Source organism: Pseudaquabacterium pictum (genome assembly GCF_005403045.1).
Taxonomy (GTDB): Bacteria; Pseudomonadota; Gammaproteobacteria; order Burkholderiales; family Burkholderiaceae_C; genus Pseudaquabacterium; species Pseudaquabacterium pictum.
Map to the genome: position 1 here is coordinate 114,456 of NZ_BJCL01000009.1, position 16,737 is coordinate 131,192.

The window sequence follows — 16,737 nt, forward strand, 5'->3', positions numbered from 1 at the left end:
TGTTCAGATCGGTTCGGGCAGCCGCCGGCCCCGGCGCGCCAGGGCGCGCCGGTACACCTCGGCATAACGGGCGACGCTGGTGGTCCAGGTGCGCTCGACCTCGACGAACCGGCGCGCCTGCTCGCGGATGCGCTGCCACTGCGGGCGCTGCGCCAGCACGTCCTCGAGCGCCTGCGCCAACGCACCGGCATCACCGGCCCGGAAGAGAAAACCGGTCTCGCCGTGCTGCACCAGCTCCCGGTGGCCGCCCACATCGGATGCCACGAACATCCGTCCCTGGGCCATGGCCTCCAGGGGCTTGAGCGGCGTGACCAGTTCGGTCAGCCGGATCGGCAGCCGCGGGTAGGCCAGCACGTCGATCAGCTCGTAGTAGCGCTGCACCTCGGCATGCGGCACGCGGCCGGTGAACAGCACACGGTCGGCCAGGCCGGCGGCGGCCGCCTGCGCCCGCAGTGCGCCATCCTGCGGTCCGCCGCCCACCATCAACACCCGCAGATCCGGATGCCGCGGCAACATGCGCTGCGCGGCATCGATGAGCAGGCTCAGGCCTTCATAGCCGTAGAACGAGCCGGCAAAGCCGAGCACGGTGGCACCCTGCAGACCCAGGCGGCTGCGCAAGGCCTCATCGGGCGGCGCATCGAAGGTGAAGGCCGTGACATCGACAGCATTCGGGATCACCGTGATCTTGTCCCGCGAAACGCCCCGCTGCGCGATGTCGCCACGCAGGCCTTCGCAGATCGTCGTGACCTGGTCGGCCAGGTGCAGCGCCACCGACTCCAGCCCGCGCGAGACACGGTAGCGCAGGCTGCCCTCGGTGGTGGTGCCGTGGTCGACCGCGGCGTCCTCCCAGGACGCCCGCATTTCATAGACCACCGGTACGCCAAGCCGGCGGCCCACCCAGATCGCCGGCAGCGCGTTGAGCACCGGCGAGTGTGCGTGGATCAGGTCCGGCTGGAGCTGGCGCACCAGTTCGTCGAGCCGGGCTGCCGTGGACCGCATCTGCCCGACAAGGCCGGTGCCCTCGGCGCTCGGGGTGCGGTGGAACGTCCAGCCATCGGCCTCTTCGACCAGCGCGGTTCCGGGCCCCTGCTTCGGTGACGTGAGGTGCTCGGTGTGCCAGCCCAGCCGGCGCTGCTCGCGCAGGATGGACAGCGTCCGGAAGGCGTACCCGCTGTGCAGTGGCGCCGAATGGTCAAGAACGTGGAGGATGCGCAGCGGCATCACGCACAAGCCTCCGCCGGCAAGGTGTGGCCGGATCCGCTGCCATCGGCGTCGACGACATTGCGCAGGAAGGCCTCGAACATCAGCAGGGTCCACAGCGGCGCGCTGTAGTCGCTGGCGCCGGACTGGTGGGCGTTCACCAGGTGTTCCAGGTAAGGCCGCTGGAACCAGCCGGTGCCGGCCAGCCGCTCGCCCAGCACGGCATCGCGCACCCGCTGTTTCAGCGGGCCGCGGAACCACTGGGCCAACGGCACGGCGAACCCCATCTTCGGCCGGTACAGCACATCGTCGGGCAGCAGCGGCTCCATCGCCTTCTTGAGCAGGTACTTGCCCTCCTGACCGCGGATCTTCAGGCTCGATGGCAGCGTCGCCAGCCACTCCACCAGTTCGTGGTCCATCAGCGGCTCGCGCACCTCCAGGCTGTGGGCCATGCTGGCACGGTCCACCTTCGTGTTGATGTCGCCCACCAGGTAGGTCTTGGTGTCCAGGTACTGGATCAGCGCCAGCGGATCGTCGCTGGCCGCAAGGCGGGCATGGTCCGCCGCGTGCCGGTCGAAGACCTCGTGCGCGCCGTAGCCGCCCAGCGCCTGCCGGAACGCCGGGCTGAACAGCTGCTTGCGCATCGGCCCGCGCAGGATGCTGACGCTGTGGAAATAGGCCTCCACCGCGCTGCGTGCCATGCCCTCGAAGGTGGTCTTGGCGCGGAACATGCGCGGCGCCCAGTCGGCCTTGGGGTAGAGCCGGCCCAGCGCGCCGAACAGCGGCTGGCGGATGCCGGCCGGCAGCGCGCTGCGCAGCCGCTCTTCCATCAGGTGCATGCGGTAGCGCCGGTAGCCGCCGAAGCTCTCGTCACCGCCATCGCCCGACAGCGCCACCGTCACCCGCTGGCGCGCCAGCTGGCACACGCGGTAGGTGGGGATGGCGCTGCTGTCCGCATAGGGCTCGTCGTACAGCCGCGCCAGGGTGTCGATCAGGTCGAAGTCGTCGCTCTTGACCGTCTGCACGAAATGGTCGGTGCGGTAGCGGTCGGCCACCATCTGGGCAAAGGCCGATTCATTGAACTTCGGGTCGTCGAAGGCGATGGAGCAGGTGTTGACCGGTGCATCGCTGAGGCCGGCCATCGAGGCGACCACGGCACTGCTGTCGACACCGCCCGACAGGAAGGCGCCCAACGGCACCTCGGCGATCATGCGCAGGCGCACCGACTCGCTCAACCGCGCCCGCAGCTCGTCGCAGGCATCGTCGGTGCTGATCGGGTTGTCCAGCGTGAAGCGCAGTTGCCAGTATTCCTGCGGGGCCGCCACCGGCTGGCCGCGGCGGATGCGCAGCTGGTGGCCGGGCGACAGCTTCAGCGCCTGCTTGAAGATGGTGCGCGGCTCGGCCACGTAGCCCAGGGCGAAATACTCCTCCACGGCATGCGGATCGATGTCGCGCCGCAGGCCGCCCTGGCCACCGTTGTAGGCCAGCACACTCTTGAGCTCGCTGCCGAAGACCAGCCAGCCGTCGTCCAGCATGGCGTAGTACATCGGCTTGACGCCCAGGCGGTCACGCGCCATGAAGAAGGTCTCGCGCTTGCGGTCCCACAGCGCGAAGGCGAACATGCCACGCAGCCGCTGCACACAGGCTTCGCCCCACGCCAGCCAGGCGTTGACGATGACCTCGGTGTCGCTCTTGGTGCGGAAGGTCAGCCCCAGGGCCTGCAGCTCGGGGATCAGCTCTTGGTAGTTGTAGATCTCGCCATTGAAGACGATGACCACCGATCCGCAGGCGCTGTGCAGCGGCTGCTGGCCGGTGGCGATGTCGATGATGGACAGGCGCCGGTGGCCGAAGCCCAGGCCGGGCTCGGTGTGCAGGCTGCCTTCATCGGGCCCGCGGTGGTGCTGGCTGTCGTTCATGCGCTGCAGCACGGTGCGCGAAACCTCGCGCGCCGCACGCAGATCGAAGATGCCGGTGATGCCGCACATGGGGGGATGGACCTTTGCGCTTGCGCTGGAAGAGCTGGCCCGGCATGGACCGGGCAAGGTGGGGATGGTAGGTCAGGCCGCGGCCGCTGCGGCGCCGACGGCCACCGGTGGGGCCGCAACGGCATGACATCTGCCACGCGCACAACCGGCCTGGGCCAGGGTCATCCTGGCCGACCCACCGGCCAGCCGGCCCGCTGCAGGTGCTCCGCATACAGCGCATGGTAAGCGGCCACCATGGCCTGCAGGCTGAAACGCGCGTCCACCGCAGACCGCCCGGCCGCGCCCATGCCGGCGGAACGCTGCGGCTGCTGCGCCAGCTGGCACAGGGCCTGGGCCATGGCGGGCGCATCGTCACTGGGCACCACCAGTCCGGTGTGCCCATGCTGCACCAGCTCGGCATTGCCGCCCACGTCGGTGGCCAGAACCGGCAGGCCGGTCGCCATGGCCTCGAGGATGGTGTTGGACACGCCTTCGGCGAGTGAAGGCAGCGCGAAGGCATGCAGCCCGCGCATGATGGCCGGCACATCGACGCGCTCCCCCGGCAGCCAGGCCAGATCGGCCACGCCGGCGTCGGCCAGCACGGCCTGGGCCTGCGCCCGCAGCGGCCCATCGCCCACCAGCACCAGCCGCAGGCGCGCGCGCAGGGCTGGCTGCTGCTGCAGCGCCAGGACAAAGGCGCGGGCCAGCAGCGTCTGGTGCTTGACCGTCTGCATGCGACCCACGCTGCCCACCAGCCAGTGGGCCGGGGCCGCAAACGGGCAGCCCGGGATGGGATCCGGCCCGTCGCCCGACGGGTGGAAGCGTTGCGCGTCGACGCCGTTGTAGATCTGCCGCACGCGGCCGGGGGCGATGCCGACACGGTCGGTCAGGTACCCGGCCAGGTCCTGCGACAGCGCGACATGGCGCTGCACGAAGGGGGCGTAGAGGCGGCGGATGCGCTGGTGCCGCAGGCTGCTGCCGTCCAGGTCTTCGATGTCCCGGCCATGCTCGCCGTGGATGCGCACCGGCACCCGTGCGGCCCACGCGGCCGGCTGCATCTCCAGCGCCGCCAGGTTGCGGCTGTGCACGATGGCCGGCTGCAGGCGCCGCAGCAGGCGCCAGACCTGCGGATAGATCCTGGCCCCCTGGCCCGGCGGCTTGTGCAGCGCAATGCACTCGACTTCAGGCGAACGCAGCCGCTGGCGGAAGTCGGTGACCTCGGTCAGCGCGATCACCACATGCCTGAACGCGGCAGCCGGCAGATGGTTGATCAGGTTGACGACGCCGTTCTCCAGGCCACCGGTGTCGAAGCGGTGGAGGATGTGGGCGATCAAAGGGCGCGGGTTGCGCCCAGGCATCACAACCGCCAGAGCTTGTAGCCGGCTCCGGTGATGGAAGCGGCATCGAACGACGCCTTCACATCGATGAAGGCGCCACCCTGGACCAGCTTGCGGCCCAGGTCCTCGATCGACAGGCCCTTGTACTCACGGTGGGCCACCGCGGCCACCACCGCATCGGCAAGCGGCAGGTCCTCGAAGCGCTGCAGCGTCACGCCGTACTCGTGCACCGCCTCTTCCGGATCGGCGGTCGGGTCGGTGACATGCACTTCCACGCCGTAGCTCTGCAACTCACGGATGATGTCGACGACCTTGCTGTTGCGCAGGTCGCCGCAGTCTTCCTTGAAGGTCAGGCCCAGCACGTTCACCTTGGCGCCCTTGATGGTGCTGCCCGCGGCGATCATGTGCTTGATGGTCTGCTCGGCGATGAACTTGCCCATGCCGTCGTTGATGCGCCGGCCCGCCAGGATGACCTGCGGGTGGTAGCCCAGCATGTCGGCCTTGTGCGTCAGGTAGTACGGGTCGACGCCGATGCAATGGCCGCCCACCAGGCCGGGCTTGAACTTCAGGAAGTTCCACTTGGTGCCGGCGGCTTCCAGCACCTCGCTGGTGTCGATGCCCATCTTGTCGAAGATGATCGCCAGCTCGTTCATCAGCGCGATGTTCAGGTCGCGCTGGGTGTTCTCGATCACCTTGGCCGCTTCGGCAGCCTTGATGCTGCTGGCGCGGTGCACGCCGGGCTCGACGATCATTTCATAGAGCTTGGCCACCTTGTCCAGCGTGTCGGGCGTGTCGCCGGAGACGATCTTCAGGATCTTGGTGAGCGTGTGCTCCTTGTCGCCCGGGTTGATGCGCTCGGGGCTGTAGCCGACGAAGAAGTCCTGCTTCCACTTCAGGCCCGACTCACGCTCGAGCACCGGGATGCACACCTCTTCGGTGGCACCGGGGTAGACGGTGCTCTCGTAGACGACGATGGCACCCTTCTTCAGATTGCGGCCGGCACTGATGGAGGCGCCGATGAGCGGCCTGAAGTCAGGGATGTGCGCCTCGTCCACGGGCGTGGGCACCGCCACGATGACGATGTCGGCCTCGGCCAGCATGGCGCCATCGGCGGTGTAGACCGCATGCGTGGCGGCCGCCAGGGCTTCGTCGGGCAGTTCGCGGGATGGGTCGGTGCCGCGTTGGCAGGCCGCCACCTTGTTGAGCGCGATGTCGAAGCCGATGGTGCGCACCTGCTTGCCGAATTCCACCACCAGGGGCAGGCCCACATAGCCCAGCCCGATCACTGCCACGGTTGTCATGATGCGCGTCGTCCTTCAGTCCGCAAAAGCGGGCGATTGTCCATCAGCCAGGATCAGCGGCTCGCCCTGGCAGCGGCCAGGGCGCGTTCCAGCATGGCGAAATTCTCATTCACGAAGGAAGTCAGTTGCCGAGCGGCCTCGGTTTCGTCCGTGAGGTTGGAAGCGAGGTGGATGGCGGCACCATCGTCCGGCTCGCCCATGACGGCCTGCCAGGCCTGGGCCATCTTGGCCTCGACATCACCGTGCGCCAGTCGCCCCCCCAGCCAGTAGAGACGCCAGACCGTCAGCGTCCCCCGGCCTGAATTGGACAGCACGTCGGTGTTGGCCAGCACCGCCTTGCGCCAGACCACAGGCCGACCATTCACGACCGTGGAGACAGCACCTTGTCGCACGACATGCCATGGACGGTCACCGACGACGAAGCCATTGACAGAACTAACCAGCTTCACATCCGCCCGTTGCCCACGGTAGTAGGCCAGGTGGACCGTGACCTCGCCGTCCGGGCCGTTGTAGCTGCGCGCCTGGCTCTGCGTCGCCTTGGGAAAGTGGGGGGCCCAGCGCCCGGAGACCTGCGGCGCCGCTTGCCACTGGCCCATGGCGCTCGGCAGTTGAAGCCGGACTGTCGCCTGCGCACCACCCGCCTGGTCTTGAAGCCGGCCCAGATTCGGCATCGCCAACACGACCAGTGCCATCAAGGCCACCAGCGCAGGGCGCCAAGGTGCGACGGGGGCTTCAGCGCGCATGGCCGCCTGCCGGACGGCGGCTGCTTCCAGCGCATCGGCATCATCCGGATCCGCCCACCGTGCACCGATGAAGAACAGCGCCAGGATGACGACGCCGAAGAAGACCCAGCCATAGACCAGATGGTCCACGCCGGTGGCGATCTGGTTGTTCGACAGATGCCCCAGCATCACGATGATGTAGGCCCGCACCCAGTTCGCCACCACCGGAAGCACCAGAGAGATCGCCACGAAGATCAGCCGCTTGCGGGTGGTCTGGTAGTTCAGGTAGGCGAACAGGCTACCGACCATGAACGTCGCCATCAGGTAGCGGATGCCGCTGCAGGCCTCGACCACGGCCCAGCGTCCTGACGGGATCACCAGGTGCTGGCCCTCCTGGTACACCGGGATGCCGGTGAGCCGCAACGAGCCGACCAGCACCTCGGCAGTCCAGTGCATCAGCGTGGGCGTCATGAACTCGCCGATCGGCACGGCGAAGAACAGGAAGGCCAGCGGAAAGGCCAGCGTCGCGGCCACCCGCCATCCCAGCACCAGCGGCACACTCGCCACGATCATCGCCACCAGCGCGACCTGGGTCGCCGCGGCCACGTTCACCAGATCGCCCAGCCACCACAGCATGGCCGCACCGGCCATCGGCACCAGGGCCCAGGCGGACGGACTGGGCTGCAGCGGCGCCAGTTCACCGCGCTTGCGCCAGATCAGCCAGGCAACCATGGGCGGCACGACGAACGCATGGGTGAAGGTCTCCGAGCGGAGCCAGATGCCGACCATCGCCGCGCCGGTGTCCCAGTACAGCAGGATCACCGCGGCCAACACCAGCAGGACCGACACGATGGGTGCCCGCCAAGCCCCATCCACCCGTGCCGTGTTCATGGTCAACGATGTCATCGCGGTATCCAACTGCGTCGGTTCGTGTGCACCATCAGCCCAGGCTGCGCACCAGCATCGGCCCCAGCGCGTTGGCCAGGCCGATGGGCATGCGCCGCCAAGTCTCGATCAGCAGCTTGTACTTGGGGTTGTTGGGGTTGTTCTGGGGCACGGCATCCCGCTTGTAGAGCTGGTACTCGTAGTGCAGCGGCGTGGGCTCGAAGCCCCAGTTCTTCTTGAAGGCATAGGGCCCGGTGCCCAGCTTGCTGCGGCCGTAGTCGAACACGGTGCAGCCGCGGGCCAGGCCGTGGCGCATCAGCTCCCAGTACTTGAAGTCGTTGCAGGCCAGATCGCGGGCAGACTCATCGTCGCCGGCGTAGTAGGCCAGCAGCTCGCCGCGAAAGTAGAAACTGAGCACCGACGACAGCGGCTTGCCGTCGGCCGACTCGACGGTCAGCACGTCGCAATCGGCGCCGAACTCGTCGCGCAGCGCCTGGAACCAGCGCTTGGGCAGCGCAGGCGTGCCGTGGCGGTGCACGTTGTCGGCATACAGCGCGAAGAAGCGGTCGACGCTGCCGTCGATGCGGCTGACCAGCCCGTTCTTGATGCCCTTGCGCACCATCGCCCGCTGCTTGCGCGGGATGGCCAGCATGTTGGCCTCCTCGTCGGGCAGGATGGGCTTGCGGAAGGTGACGTACAGGTCCTGCAGCGGCCAGTCGTCATGGCGTCGCTCGACATGGCGCAGCTCCAGGTGCTGGGCGCCCAGCTGCCGAGTCAGGCGGGCGGCCTCGGCCTCCAGCGCGGCGGCGGCTTCGGGCGTGTCGGCGGCCACGCCGCCGTACACCGCAAACGGCAGGCTCACCACCGCATGGCCGAACAGCATGCTCTTGACCTGGGCCAGCGGCAGCACGCCTTCGATGCGCCCGTCGCGCTCGGCATACAGCAGGTACAGCGGATGGTGGAAGACACGGTCGAGCGCCCGCGCCCAGCCGGCACGGTGGAAGAAGCTGGCCTGCGGACAGGCCATCACGAAGGCGTCCCAGCGGGCAGCCACGGCGGCGTCCGCGACAGACAGTCGCTTGATCTCGATCACGGGGTTGGCGGTTCAGTTCGCGGCCGCAAGCCGGCCTGGCGAAGCATGTGGCAGGAAGATGTCGTCCATGCGACCCCAGCGGAAATCGCGCAACAGGGCGTCCAGCCGTTGCTCGGTCCGACCGATGTTCACATAGTGGCGGAACCGCGTCTTCAGGTTGATGCCCGGGATGCGGGGTTGGCCGTGATCGATTTCCCAGGGATGGAAATAGAAGATCGCCGGCGCTTGGTCCTCCCGGTTCACCCGCTGGATCATCCAGCGCGTCAGCGCGTAGGGGAACAGCCGGAACCAGCCACCGCCCGACGACGGCAGGTTGCGCTCGCCCAGGCGCACGGTGGTCACCGGCACCTCGAGCAGGCCGTCGCGCACCGCATGGGCAAAGCGCGGCGCGTCGGGCATGCCGTAGTGGTCATGCTGGATCGGATAGATGCTGCTGCTGTAGCGGTGGCCGGTCTCCAGCAGGCAGTCGAAGGCCCACAGGTTGCCATGGCCGATGGAGAAGCTCGGCGCACGGTAGCCCTGCACTGCCACGCCGCCCACGTCTTCCAGCAGACGCTTGGCACGCACGATGTCCTGGGTGAAGGCCTCGCGGCTGAGATCGCTGGCGCGCTCATGGCCATGGCCGTGGCTGGCCAGCTCGTGGCCACCGGCGACGATGCGCCGCACCAGTTGCGGGTAGCGCTCGGCCACCCAGCCCAGGGTGAAGAAGGTGGCTCGGGTGTCGTGCCGGGCCAGCAACGCGAGGATGCGCTCGACATTGGCCTCGACCCGGCATTCGCGGGTGTCCCACTCGCTGCGGCGGATGTACGGCGCCATCGCCGAGACCTGGAAGTAGTCCTCGACGTCGATGGTCAGCGCGTTGGTGATCGGAACAGGCGCGGGCATGGTCGGCGGACTCAGGGGGCACCAGCCAGCAGCCAGCGGTGCAGGTCGGCGGCGATCCGGTCGGCGGCATGGCCGTCCCAGAACTCCGGCACCCGCCCCCGCTTGCCGTCGCCGCGCAGGATCTCGGCCGCGCCGGCCAGGATGGCATTGCGGTCCCGGCCCACCAGGGTGTTGGTGCCCTGCTCGGCGGTGATCGGGCGCTCGGTGTTCTCGCGCAGCGTCAGGCAGGGCACACCGAGTGCCGTGGTCTCTTCCTGCAGGCCACCCGAGTCGGTCAGCACCAGGGTGGCGTCCCGCATCAGGCCCAGCATCTCCAGGTAACCCTGGGGCGGCAACAAGGCCGTGCGCTGCGTGTCGATCAGGCCGGCCAGGCCGAAGCGCTCGATGTTGTTGCGGGTACGGGGGTGCAGCGCGAACACCAGCGGCAGCTGCGCCGCCACCTCGCCCAGCACCGACAGCAGTGCGCGCAGGGTGTCGGCGTCATCGACATTGGAGGGCCGGTGCAGCGTGACGACGCCGTAACCACCCGCCTGGCGGACCAGCGATGGATCAAAGCCGTGGGCCTGCAAGGTCTCGGCCGCGGGCCGGGCCTTGGGCTTGTTGGCGACCAGGGAGTCGATCATCACGTTGCCCGCGAAGCAGACACGCGCCTCGTCGATGCCTTCACGCAGCAGGTTGTCCAGCGCGCTGCGCTCGGTGGTGTACAGGCGGTCGGCCACCTGGTCGGTCAACACCCGGTTGATCTCCTCGGGCATCTTGCGGTCCCAGCTGCGCAGCCCGGCCTCCACATGCACCACCGGCACGCTCTTCTTCACCGCGACCAGGGTGCAGGCCAGGGTCGAATTGACGTCGCCGACCACCAGCACGCAGCTGGGCTGGTGGGCATCGAGCGCGGGCTCGAAGCGCTTCATCACTTCGGCCGTCTGCACCGCATGGGAACCAGAGCCCACCTCCAGGTTCAGGTCGGGCCGGGGCAGGCCCAGGTCATCGAACAGCTGGTGGCTCATGCCCTGGTCGTAGTGCTGGCCGGTGTGCACCAGCAGCGCCGGCAACGGAGGCTGGTGGGTTGCCAGGGCGCGCAGGATCGGCGCCATCTTCATGAAATTGGGGCGGGCCCCCACCACGCACATCACCGGGCCAGTCCGGGGTGCTGCCGTGGCCACCTGCTCTCGGGTCGTCATTTGGGTCCTTCGTCACTGGGCTTCTTCACGGCGGCGACCAGCTGCTGCAGCATCGCGAGCACCTGCAGATTGCTGCGCTCCAGGCGCAGCAGTCCGCGCTCCAGGCGCTGGATCTGGTCGCCGCGCTGGTCGGCCGACAGCCGCACCAGCTGGCGCGACATCGTGTCGGCGGCCGCCGGATCGAGTTGCAGCTGGCCCAGGTCGACATCCAGCGCAGCAGCGCCGGTGACCGGGCCGGCAGCGGCGGACAGCTCGCTGTTCATGCTGTCGGCCACCACCGGGCGGCGCTGCGGCACGGCGGCCTCCTGGGCGAACTCCTTGACCACGTCGTCGACGTCGACCGCCTCCAGGTGGGTCTTGTCGGCCAGGAAGCCGGCCAGCAGCACCCGGTCGCACACCGAGTTGATGCGCCGCGGCACACCACCGCTGGCCTTGTAGATGGCCTCGTAGGCGTCGGCACTGAAACTGGGCTTGCCGGTGGAGCCGGCGCACTTCAGCCGGTGCTCGATGTAGTGCTGCGTCTCGTCCAGGTCCATGGGACCGATGTGGCAGGTGGCCGCCACGCGCTGGCGGAACTGCTCCATCTCGGGCCGCTGCAGGATCTCCCGGAACTCGGGCTGGCCGACCAGGAAGCTCTGCATCAGCGCCTGGTTGCCGAACTGGAAGTTCGACAGCATGCGCAACTCTTCCACCGCACGCGGCGTGAGGTTCTGCGCCTCGTCGACGATCAGCAGGCAACGCTTGCCCTTGCTGGTCTGGCTGATCAGGAAGGCCTCGAGCGTGATCAGCAGCTCGCTCTTGGGCACATCCTTGACCTTGAAGCCGAAGGACGCACCGACCATGCGCAAGGTGTCCTCGGCGCCCAGCTGGGTGGTGACCAGGTGGCCCACCACCACGTTGGTGCCGTGCAGGCCGTCGATCAAGGCCCGCAGCAGCGTGGTCTTGCCGGCACCGATCTCGCCGGTGATGACGATGAAGCCTTCGTTGCGCGAGACACCATAGTCCAGGTAGGCCTTGGCGCGCCGATGCTGCTTGCTGCCGAAGTAGAAGCTGGGATCGGGATTGAGCTGGAAGGGCTTGTTGGTCAGCCCGTAGAAGGATTCATACATGGCTAGAACCGGATGCCGTACGAGGCGGCGATCGCGCTCTCGTCGTAAGGTTTCAGGGCCGTCCTGTAGGCGCCGCGCCGCACCGAGACCGTGGCGAAGCTGGCAGGTGTCAGGCTCGTGTTGTAGAGCAGTTCCACACGGGTCTGCCGGTTGGACTGCACCGCTGTGTCGCCGTTGCCGCGCATGGCGGTCAGCGTCAGCGCCATCGACGAGCCGGGGGTGAGCTGGTGTGACCAGCTGACCGACAGGTTCGACAGCGCGACCGCGCCCGACAGGCCCAGATCATCGGCCGCCGCCGACAGCGTGTCGGCCCGTTGCGTGTTGCTGCGGCTGATCGACGCCGCCACGCTGTCGCGACGGCCGTTCCAGACGACGGAAAACTCCTGCGCCTCCTGGATGGTCACCGCCGACGAGAGAAAGCCGATCGACGGGATGCGGGTCGGGTCGAGGCCCAGCTCGACCAGCCGCCGCCGGACGGCCGCGTCGCGCTCCACTGCGTTGGTGATCGACGCGAACTGCAACGCCACCAGCTGGTAGATCACATCCGGCCCGCCCTGCGCCAGATTGCCGGCCGTCGACAGCGAACGGCTGTTCCGGTAGCTGAAGCTCAGTCTGGCCAAGCGGTGCTGCGCGGTCACCGAATGGGATCGCCCGAACGCGCGCTGGTCCAGATCGGCGGAGACCCGCGTTCTGGGCGACGGCGCCCAGACGGCACCCACGCCCCAGGTGGCATCGCTCTGGCGCTCCAGGCTGGTCAGGTTGGACTGCTCGACACCTGCACGCACGTTGACCGACAGGTCGATGTCGTCGAGGTTGCTGCCCAGTCCGGCGGTCAGCCGGTTGGTCTGGGTGACACGGCCGCGCTTGAAGTCCGAGGTCAGGTGCGACGCCTCGACCGACCAGCCGACGCGTGCGGCCGTCCGCGGCTCGAACTTGGCATTGGCCGACGTGGTGACCGAATCGCCGGTGCCACGGCCGGATGCATCGGTGATGGCGTGCGACACCGACGCGGTGTACCGCATCCCGGGCCCCAGATTGCCGCGCAGCGTCGGCGCCACCTGCAATGTGCGCACCTCGGTGCTGTTGACGTTGTTGCTGGCGACACCACCTGGCTGGACGCCGAAGGCAGACACGGCACTCTGCGCGATGCTGGCAGAGGCGTTCAGCCGCAGCCGGTTTTCCAGCAGGTCGGCCAGCAAGCTGGCGTTCAGCGCGTTCTGTACCGTGTTGCGACCACTGTGGCGCGCATGCAGATCACCGCTGAGTGTGTAGTCCAGCAAGCCCTGCGCGGCGCTGGAACGTGTGCGCAAGCCCACCCCCGCATTCAAGCGCGTGATGGCGTCACCGCGACCCAGTTCACTCATCAGGTGGTTGTCGGTGAACGTCTGGGTGACGGAGATGAACGGCGTCACGGCGACGGTGCGTGCCAGCCCTGGCTGATCGGCGGCCAGCACGACGCCACTGGCCAGCGCACCGGCGGCGGCCGACACGACAGCCCTGGGCCAACCACCCGCGCGCAGCGAAGTCGGCGGCAGCGCGGACGCTCGCCTAGCCGGCTTTCGCGGCATTGGGCAGCCCCCCGCCTTCCGCTGGCGCGGCATCGCCATAGCCATAAGTCTCACCGTAGCCGTACCCGTAGCCATAGCCGTAGCCATAGGCGCCCTGCGTGTCCGTGCGCGCCTTGTTCAGCAACATCATCCGGATCGGGCACTGGTCGATGGTGGACAGGGCATGTTCCACATCGGCCTGCAAGGTCTTGCCGGCATGCACGACCAGCACCACCTGCCCCATCTGCGTGGCCAGCACCCGTGCCTCGGTCGTCAGCAGCAACGGCGGAGAATCAAAGATGATGATCCGGTCGGGGTAGCGGGAGGCCATGTCGCTGAGTAGCTGGCGCATCGCATCGCTGGCCAGCAATTCCGTGGACTTGGGATGCGGCCGACCGCTCGGCAGGATGGTCAGCTTGTCGATGTTGGTGCGCATGAGCACATCGCTCATCTCAGCCTTGCCTTCCAGCAGATCGAGCAAGCCGGGCGCCTCGGTGAGCCCCAGCTTCTTCAGCACGGACGGCCGGGCCACATCGGCGTCGACCAGCATCACCGTGTGGTCCAGTTCCGAGGCGATGCTCATCGCCAGGTTGATGGCCGTGAAGCTCTTGCCCTCGCCCGGCATGGCACTGGTCATCATGATCAGGTTGCCATGGTTGACCCGCGCACCGTCCTTCCCGACGGCGTTCTTGATCAAGGGCCGCTTGATCACGCGGTACTGGTCAGCGGTGTGCGAGCGCGGGGCCGCGGGCACCAGATAGCCGGCGGCAGCCAATGCGACCAAGTCGAGCTGCACCTGCTTGGACAGGACCGCAGCGGGCGCCTCGACCGGGACTGGCACCGGTTGCGGCGGTGCGATGGCCGGCGCCCCAGCGGGCACGGCGGGTACCGGATCATCCGCCAGCTCGATGCCTGCCGCCCGGATCTTGGCCAGCCGTTCCGCCGCCTGTTCAATCAAGCTGCTCATGCGATTCAACCCACTTGCCGCGCGGCAAGAATCGAGACCGTGACGATCGCCACCAGATAGGACGCCAGCAGGCCGCCAGAGCCAGCCAGGAACCGGATGCGCCCGGAGCGCTCACGCTTGCGGTCGTCGTCGCTCAGGATCATCGAGACCACGCCCAGCAAGGGCAGACCGGTCTTGGCGCGCAACTGGTGCACGTCGTCGAAGACCGGGCGCACCTGGGACGCCACGAAGGTCACGCCCAATCCTGCGGCGACCGACAAGCCCAGCGCCACCAGCAGCAACAGCATGCGGTTCGGCGACACCGGCTTGGGCGATACCCGCGGCGGATCGATCAGCCGGAAGTCCACCACGCCCGAGGCCATGTCCAGGTCGCCCGACATCACGGCGGACTGCCTGCGCGCCACCAGGTCTTCGTAGTTCTTCTTGACGATGGCGTAGTCGCGGTTCAGCTGCGCCGCCTCCGCCTCGATCTGGGGCGACGTCCGGGTGAGCGACTTCGCCTGTGCGTAGCGGGCCTGGAACTCCGAGACGCGGGCGCGCAAGGCCGCGACCTGCACCTCGGATGTGGCCAACATCCGCGCCAGCTCCTGCGATGCCAGGCTGGCGTTCGGCCCGCCGTTGGACGCCGGCATGGCCAGGGCAGCCTTGCGCAGCTCGGCAACTTCCTTGGCCTTCTGCCGTTCCAGGTCGGCAATCAGGCGGCGCGTGCTCGCGACATCCGGATGCTGTTCGGTGTAGCGCTGCAGCAGGCCGTCCAGGTTGCGACGCTGCGCTTCCAACCGCCCATCGATCTCAGGCGTTGCAACCGAGATCGAGGACTCCTGCAACAGGCTCTGCGTGACGGAATCGGCCGCGCTGCCACCCCTTTCGGCAGCCAGCTGCTTCTTCGCCGCATCGCGCGACTGCTCGGCTTCGCGCAGCTGCAGCTTTGCTGCCTCCAGCGCCTGCGAGGCCTCGGCCAGGCGGCTGGCGGAGTCCTTGCCGTCGCCCGTCTGCAAGTCGATGTTGCGCAGCCGGAAATCCTTCAGGCGCCCTTCCGCCTCTTCCAGCTTGGTCTCGTAGGTCTTGATCTGCTCGTCCAGGAACACCTTGGCCGAATCCGTGTCCTTGCGGCTGGCGCCGAGGCTGGACTCGACGAAGATGGACACCATCGACTGGATCACCCGCTTGGACTTGTCCTTGTCCGACTCCTGGTAGCTCAAGGTGTACAGGTTGTCGCGGCCGGTGGACCTGATGGAGACCTCCTTCATCAGCCGTTCGATCAGCGCCTCCTGCTGCGCCTTGGACTCGCTCTTGAGGTCCAGATCGGCCATGCGCACCAGCTTCTCGATGTTCGGCCGGCTGAGCAGCGTGCGGCTGAGCATCGCCACCTGCTGATCCACGTTGGGCTGGACGGCCAGCCCCGACATCAGCGGCTTCAGGATCGACTGGGTGTCGACGTAGATGCGTGCAGTGGCCTCGAACCGGTCGGGCACCTTGAACGCCACGACCGCGCCGACAGCACCCACCACCCAGGCCACCACCAGGCCGGCCCAGCGGAAACGCCACATGCCGCGCGCGACCGCGCCAATCTGTGCGATCAGTTCTTCCATGTTTGTCGCCCGGTCAGGTCAGGTCGTGGGACGTCAGGCGAAGTCTCAAAAGAGGCTTTGCGGAATGACCAGGATGTCACCCGGCCGCATCTCGACGTTGGCCGACACGTCACCACGCTTGATCAGGTCCTTCAGGCGCACCGCGTACTGCTTGCCGCCATCGCTGGTGCGCAGGATGGTGGCGCTGTTGCCCGCCGCGAAGTCGGTGAGGCCGCCCACGGCGATCATGACGTCCAGCAACGTCATGTTCTTTTTGTAGTTCAGAAACTGCGGCTTGGCGGCCTCGCCCACCACGCGGATCTGCTCGCTGTAGGGGCCGACGAAGCTGGTCACCAGCACGGTGACCACAGGATCGCGCACGTACTTCGACAGCTGCGCCTCGACATCGCGCGCCAGTTGGGTCGATGTCTTGCCCTGCGCGACGATTTCCTCCACCAGCGGCGCGGCCACCTTGCCATCGGGCCGAACGGGCACCGACATGGACAGCTCCGGATTGCGCCAGACGATGATGTTGAGGTTGTCGCCTGCGCCGATGATGTAGGTGTAGGCGTCCGACGTCTCGGCCGTGGCCGGCGCAGGCGGATGGGTCGGCCCTGACGCGCAGGCCGTGAGCCCGACCACAGCCGCACCGAGGGCACCCCAGGCAATCCAGCGCGACAGGCTGTCCAGAATCAACTTCATCTTCGGGTCCTTGTTCAGATCGGTGCGCGCCAGGCGAATTCGACCAGGCGGAGCCGGCGCGCGGCGCATGCCAGCATGGCAGCCTGCCACCGGCAATCGCAGGACGCAGATGATCGCATAGCGTCTGTGCGTGGCGAACACCGGACAGGTGACCCGTCGGCCACCCGCACCCAAGACTTCACGGATTCATCGTCACCCAGCCCGAAATCCATCGCCGCCAACGACGAATGAACGGCTGAACCCGACTTCCAGCGGAGTTCGACGGAACCACTT

General features: G+C 67.8%; 13 protein-coding genes. All 13 read right to left on the bottom strand.

Features of this window, described 5'->3' with window-relative positions:
• Window positions 1-3 precede the first annotated feature (3 nt).
• On the bottom strand, window positions 4-1,215 hold the full coding sequence (locus FFT10_RS17440; protein ID WP_137734248.1) for a TIGR04063 family PEP-CTERM/XrtA system glycosyltransferase: 1,212 nt from the start codon (window positions 1,213-1,215) through the stop codon (window positions 4-6).
• A 5-nt stretch (window positions 1,216-1,220) separates the two neighbouring features.
• Window positions 1,221-3,185: an XrtA/PEP-CTERM system amidotransferase gene (locus tag FFT10_RS17445; protein WP_137734137.1), complete on the bottom strand. Its 1,965-nt coding sequence runs from the start codon at window positions 3,183-3,185 to the stop codon at window positions 1,221-1,223.
• 161 nt (window positions 3,186-3,346) lie between these two features.
• A complete protein-coding gene (locus FFT10_RS17450) occupies window positions 3,347-4,522 on the bottom strand; it encodes a TIGR03088 family PEP-CTERM/XrtA system glycosyltransferase (RefSeq protein WP_137734138.1) in 1,176 nt (391 codons plus the stop codon).
• Window positions 4,522-5,802: a nucleotide sugar dehydrogenase gene (locus FFT10_RS17455; RefSeq protein WP_137734139.1), complete on the bottom strand. Its 1,281-nt coding sequence runs from the start codon at window positions 5,800-5,802 to the stop codon at window positions 4,522-4,524. Before FFT10_RS17455 ends, FFT10_RS17450 begins: the two co-directional genes overlap by 1 nt.
• Window positions 5,803-5,855: 53 nt before the next feature.
• The gene (gene xrtA / locus FFT10_RS17460; protein WP_137734140.1) at window positions 5,856-7,430 is read right to left on the bottom strand and encodes an exosortase A; all 1,575 of its coding nucleotides are present in this window, start codon (window positions 7,428-7,430) and stop codon (window positions 5,856-5,858) included.
• Between the two features lie 34 nt (window positions 7,431-7,464).
• The gene (locus FFT10_RS17465; RefSeq protein WP_137734141.1) at window positions 7,465-8,502 is read right to left on the bottom strand and encodes a FemAB family XrtA/PEP-CTERM system-associated protein; all 1,038 of its coding nucleotides are present in this window, start codon (window positions 8,500-8,502) and stop codon (window positions 7,465-7,467) included.
• A 12-nt stretch (window positions 8,503-8,514) separates the two neighbouring features.
• Window positions 8,515-9,387 (bottom strand): XrtA system polysaccharide deacetylase, encoded by an 873-nt coding sequence (locus tag FFT10_RS17470; protein ID WP_137734142.1) that lies wholly within the window; start codon window positions 9,385-9,387, stop codon window positions 8,515-8,517.
• A gap of 11 nt (window positions 9,388-9,398) precedes the next feature.
• The gene (gene wecB, locus FFT10_RS17475) at window positions 9,399-10,568 is read right to left on the bottom strand and encodes a non-hydrolyzing UDP-N-acetylglucosamine 2-epimerase (RefSeq protein ID WP_137734143.1); all 1,170 of its coding nucleotides are present in this window, start codon (window positions 10,566-10,568) and stop codon (window positions 9,399-9,401) included.
• Complete coding sequence (locus FFT10_RS17480) at window positions 10,565-11,677, bottom strand: XrtA/PEP-CTERM system-associated ATPase (RefSeq protein ID WP_137734144.1); 1,113 nt, start codon at window positions 11,675-11,677, stop codon at window positions 10,565-10,567. The genes wecB and FFT10_RS17480 overlap by 4 nt, the downstream gene beginning before the upstream one ends.
• 2 nt (window positions 11,678-11,679) lie before the next feature.
• Entirely contained in the window at window positions 11,680-13,167 is a 1,488-nt protein-coding gene (locus tag FFT10_RS17485; protein ID WP_162520830.1) for a TIGR03016 family PEP-CTERM system-associated outer membrane protein, read from the bottom strand.
• Window positions 13,168-13,225: 58 nt separating this feature from the next.
• Window positions 13,226-14,191 (bottom strand): XrtA-associated tyrosine autokinase, encoded by a 966-nt coding sequence (locus FFT10_RS17490; RefSeq protein WP_137734146.1) that lies wholly within the window; start codon window positions 14,189-14,191, stop codon window positions 13,226-13,228.
• Between the two features lie 5 nt (window positions 14,192-14,196).
• A complete protein-coding gene (locus tag FFT10_RS17495; RefSeq protein ID WP_137734147.1) occupies window positions 14,197-15,783 on the bottom strand; it encodes an XrtA system polysaccharide chain length determinant in 1,587 nt (528 codons plus the stop codon).
• Between the two features lie 45 nt (window positions 15,784-15,828).
• Window positions 15,829-16,464 carry an XrtA/PEP-CTERM system exopolysaccharide export protein gene (locus FFT10_RS17500; RefSeq protein ID WP_137734249.1) on the bottom strand — a complete coding sequence of 212 codons (636 nt, stop codon included), beginning with the start codon at window positions 16,462-16,464 and terminating at the stop codon, window positions 15,829-15,831.
• Window positions 16,465-16,737 lie beyond the last annotated feature (273 nt).

What these genes read in the sequence shown, in the direction of transcription:
- wecB (WP_137734143.1), bottom strand. Translation starts at nt 10,568, where the DNA reads ATGACGACCCGAGAGCAGGTGGCCACGGCAGCACCCCGGACTGGCCCG.
- xrtA (WP_137734140.1), bottom strand. Translation starts at nt 7,430, where the DNA reads ATGACATCGTTGACCATGAACACGGCACGGGTGGATGGGGCTTGGCGG.
- FFT10_RS17500 (WP_137734249.1), bottom strand. Translation starts at nt 16,464, where the DNA reads ATGAAGTTGATTCTGGACAGCCTGTCGCGCTGGATTGCCTGGGGTGCC.
- FFT10_RS17480 (WP_137734144.1), bottom strand. Translation starts at nt 11,677, where the DNA reads ATGTATGAATCCTTCTACGGGCTGACCAACAAGCCCTTCCAGCTCAAT.
- FFT10_RS17455 (WP_137734139.1), bottom strand. Translation starts at nt 5,802, where the DNA reads ATGACAACCGTGGCAGTGATCGGGCTGGGCTATGTGGGCCTGCCCCTG.
- FFT10_RS17470 (WP_137734142.1), bottom strand. Translation starts at nt 9,387, where the DNA reads ATGCCCGCGCCTGTTCCGATCACCAACGCGCTGACCATCGACGTCGAG.
- FFT10_RS17450 (WP_137734138.1), bottom strand. Translation starts at nt 4,522, where the DNA reads ATGCCTGGGCGCAACCCGCGCCCTTTGATCGCCCACATCCTCCACCGC.
- FFT10_RS17495 (WP_137734147.1), bottom strand. Translation starts at nt 15,783, where the DNA reads ATGGAAGAACTGATCGCACAGATTGGCGCGGTCGCGCGCGGCATGTGG.
- FFT10_RS17490 (WP_137734146.1), bottom strand. Translation starts at nt 14,191, where the DNA reads ATGAGCAGCTTGATTGAACAGGCGGCGGAACGGCTGGCCAAGATCCGG.
- FFT10_RS17445 (WP_137734137.1), bottom strand. Translation starts at nt 3,185, where the DNA reads ATGTGCGGCATCACCGGCATCTTCGATCTGCGTGCGGCGCGCGAGGTT.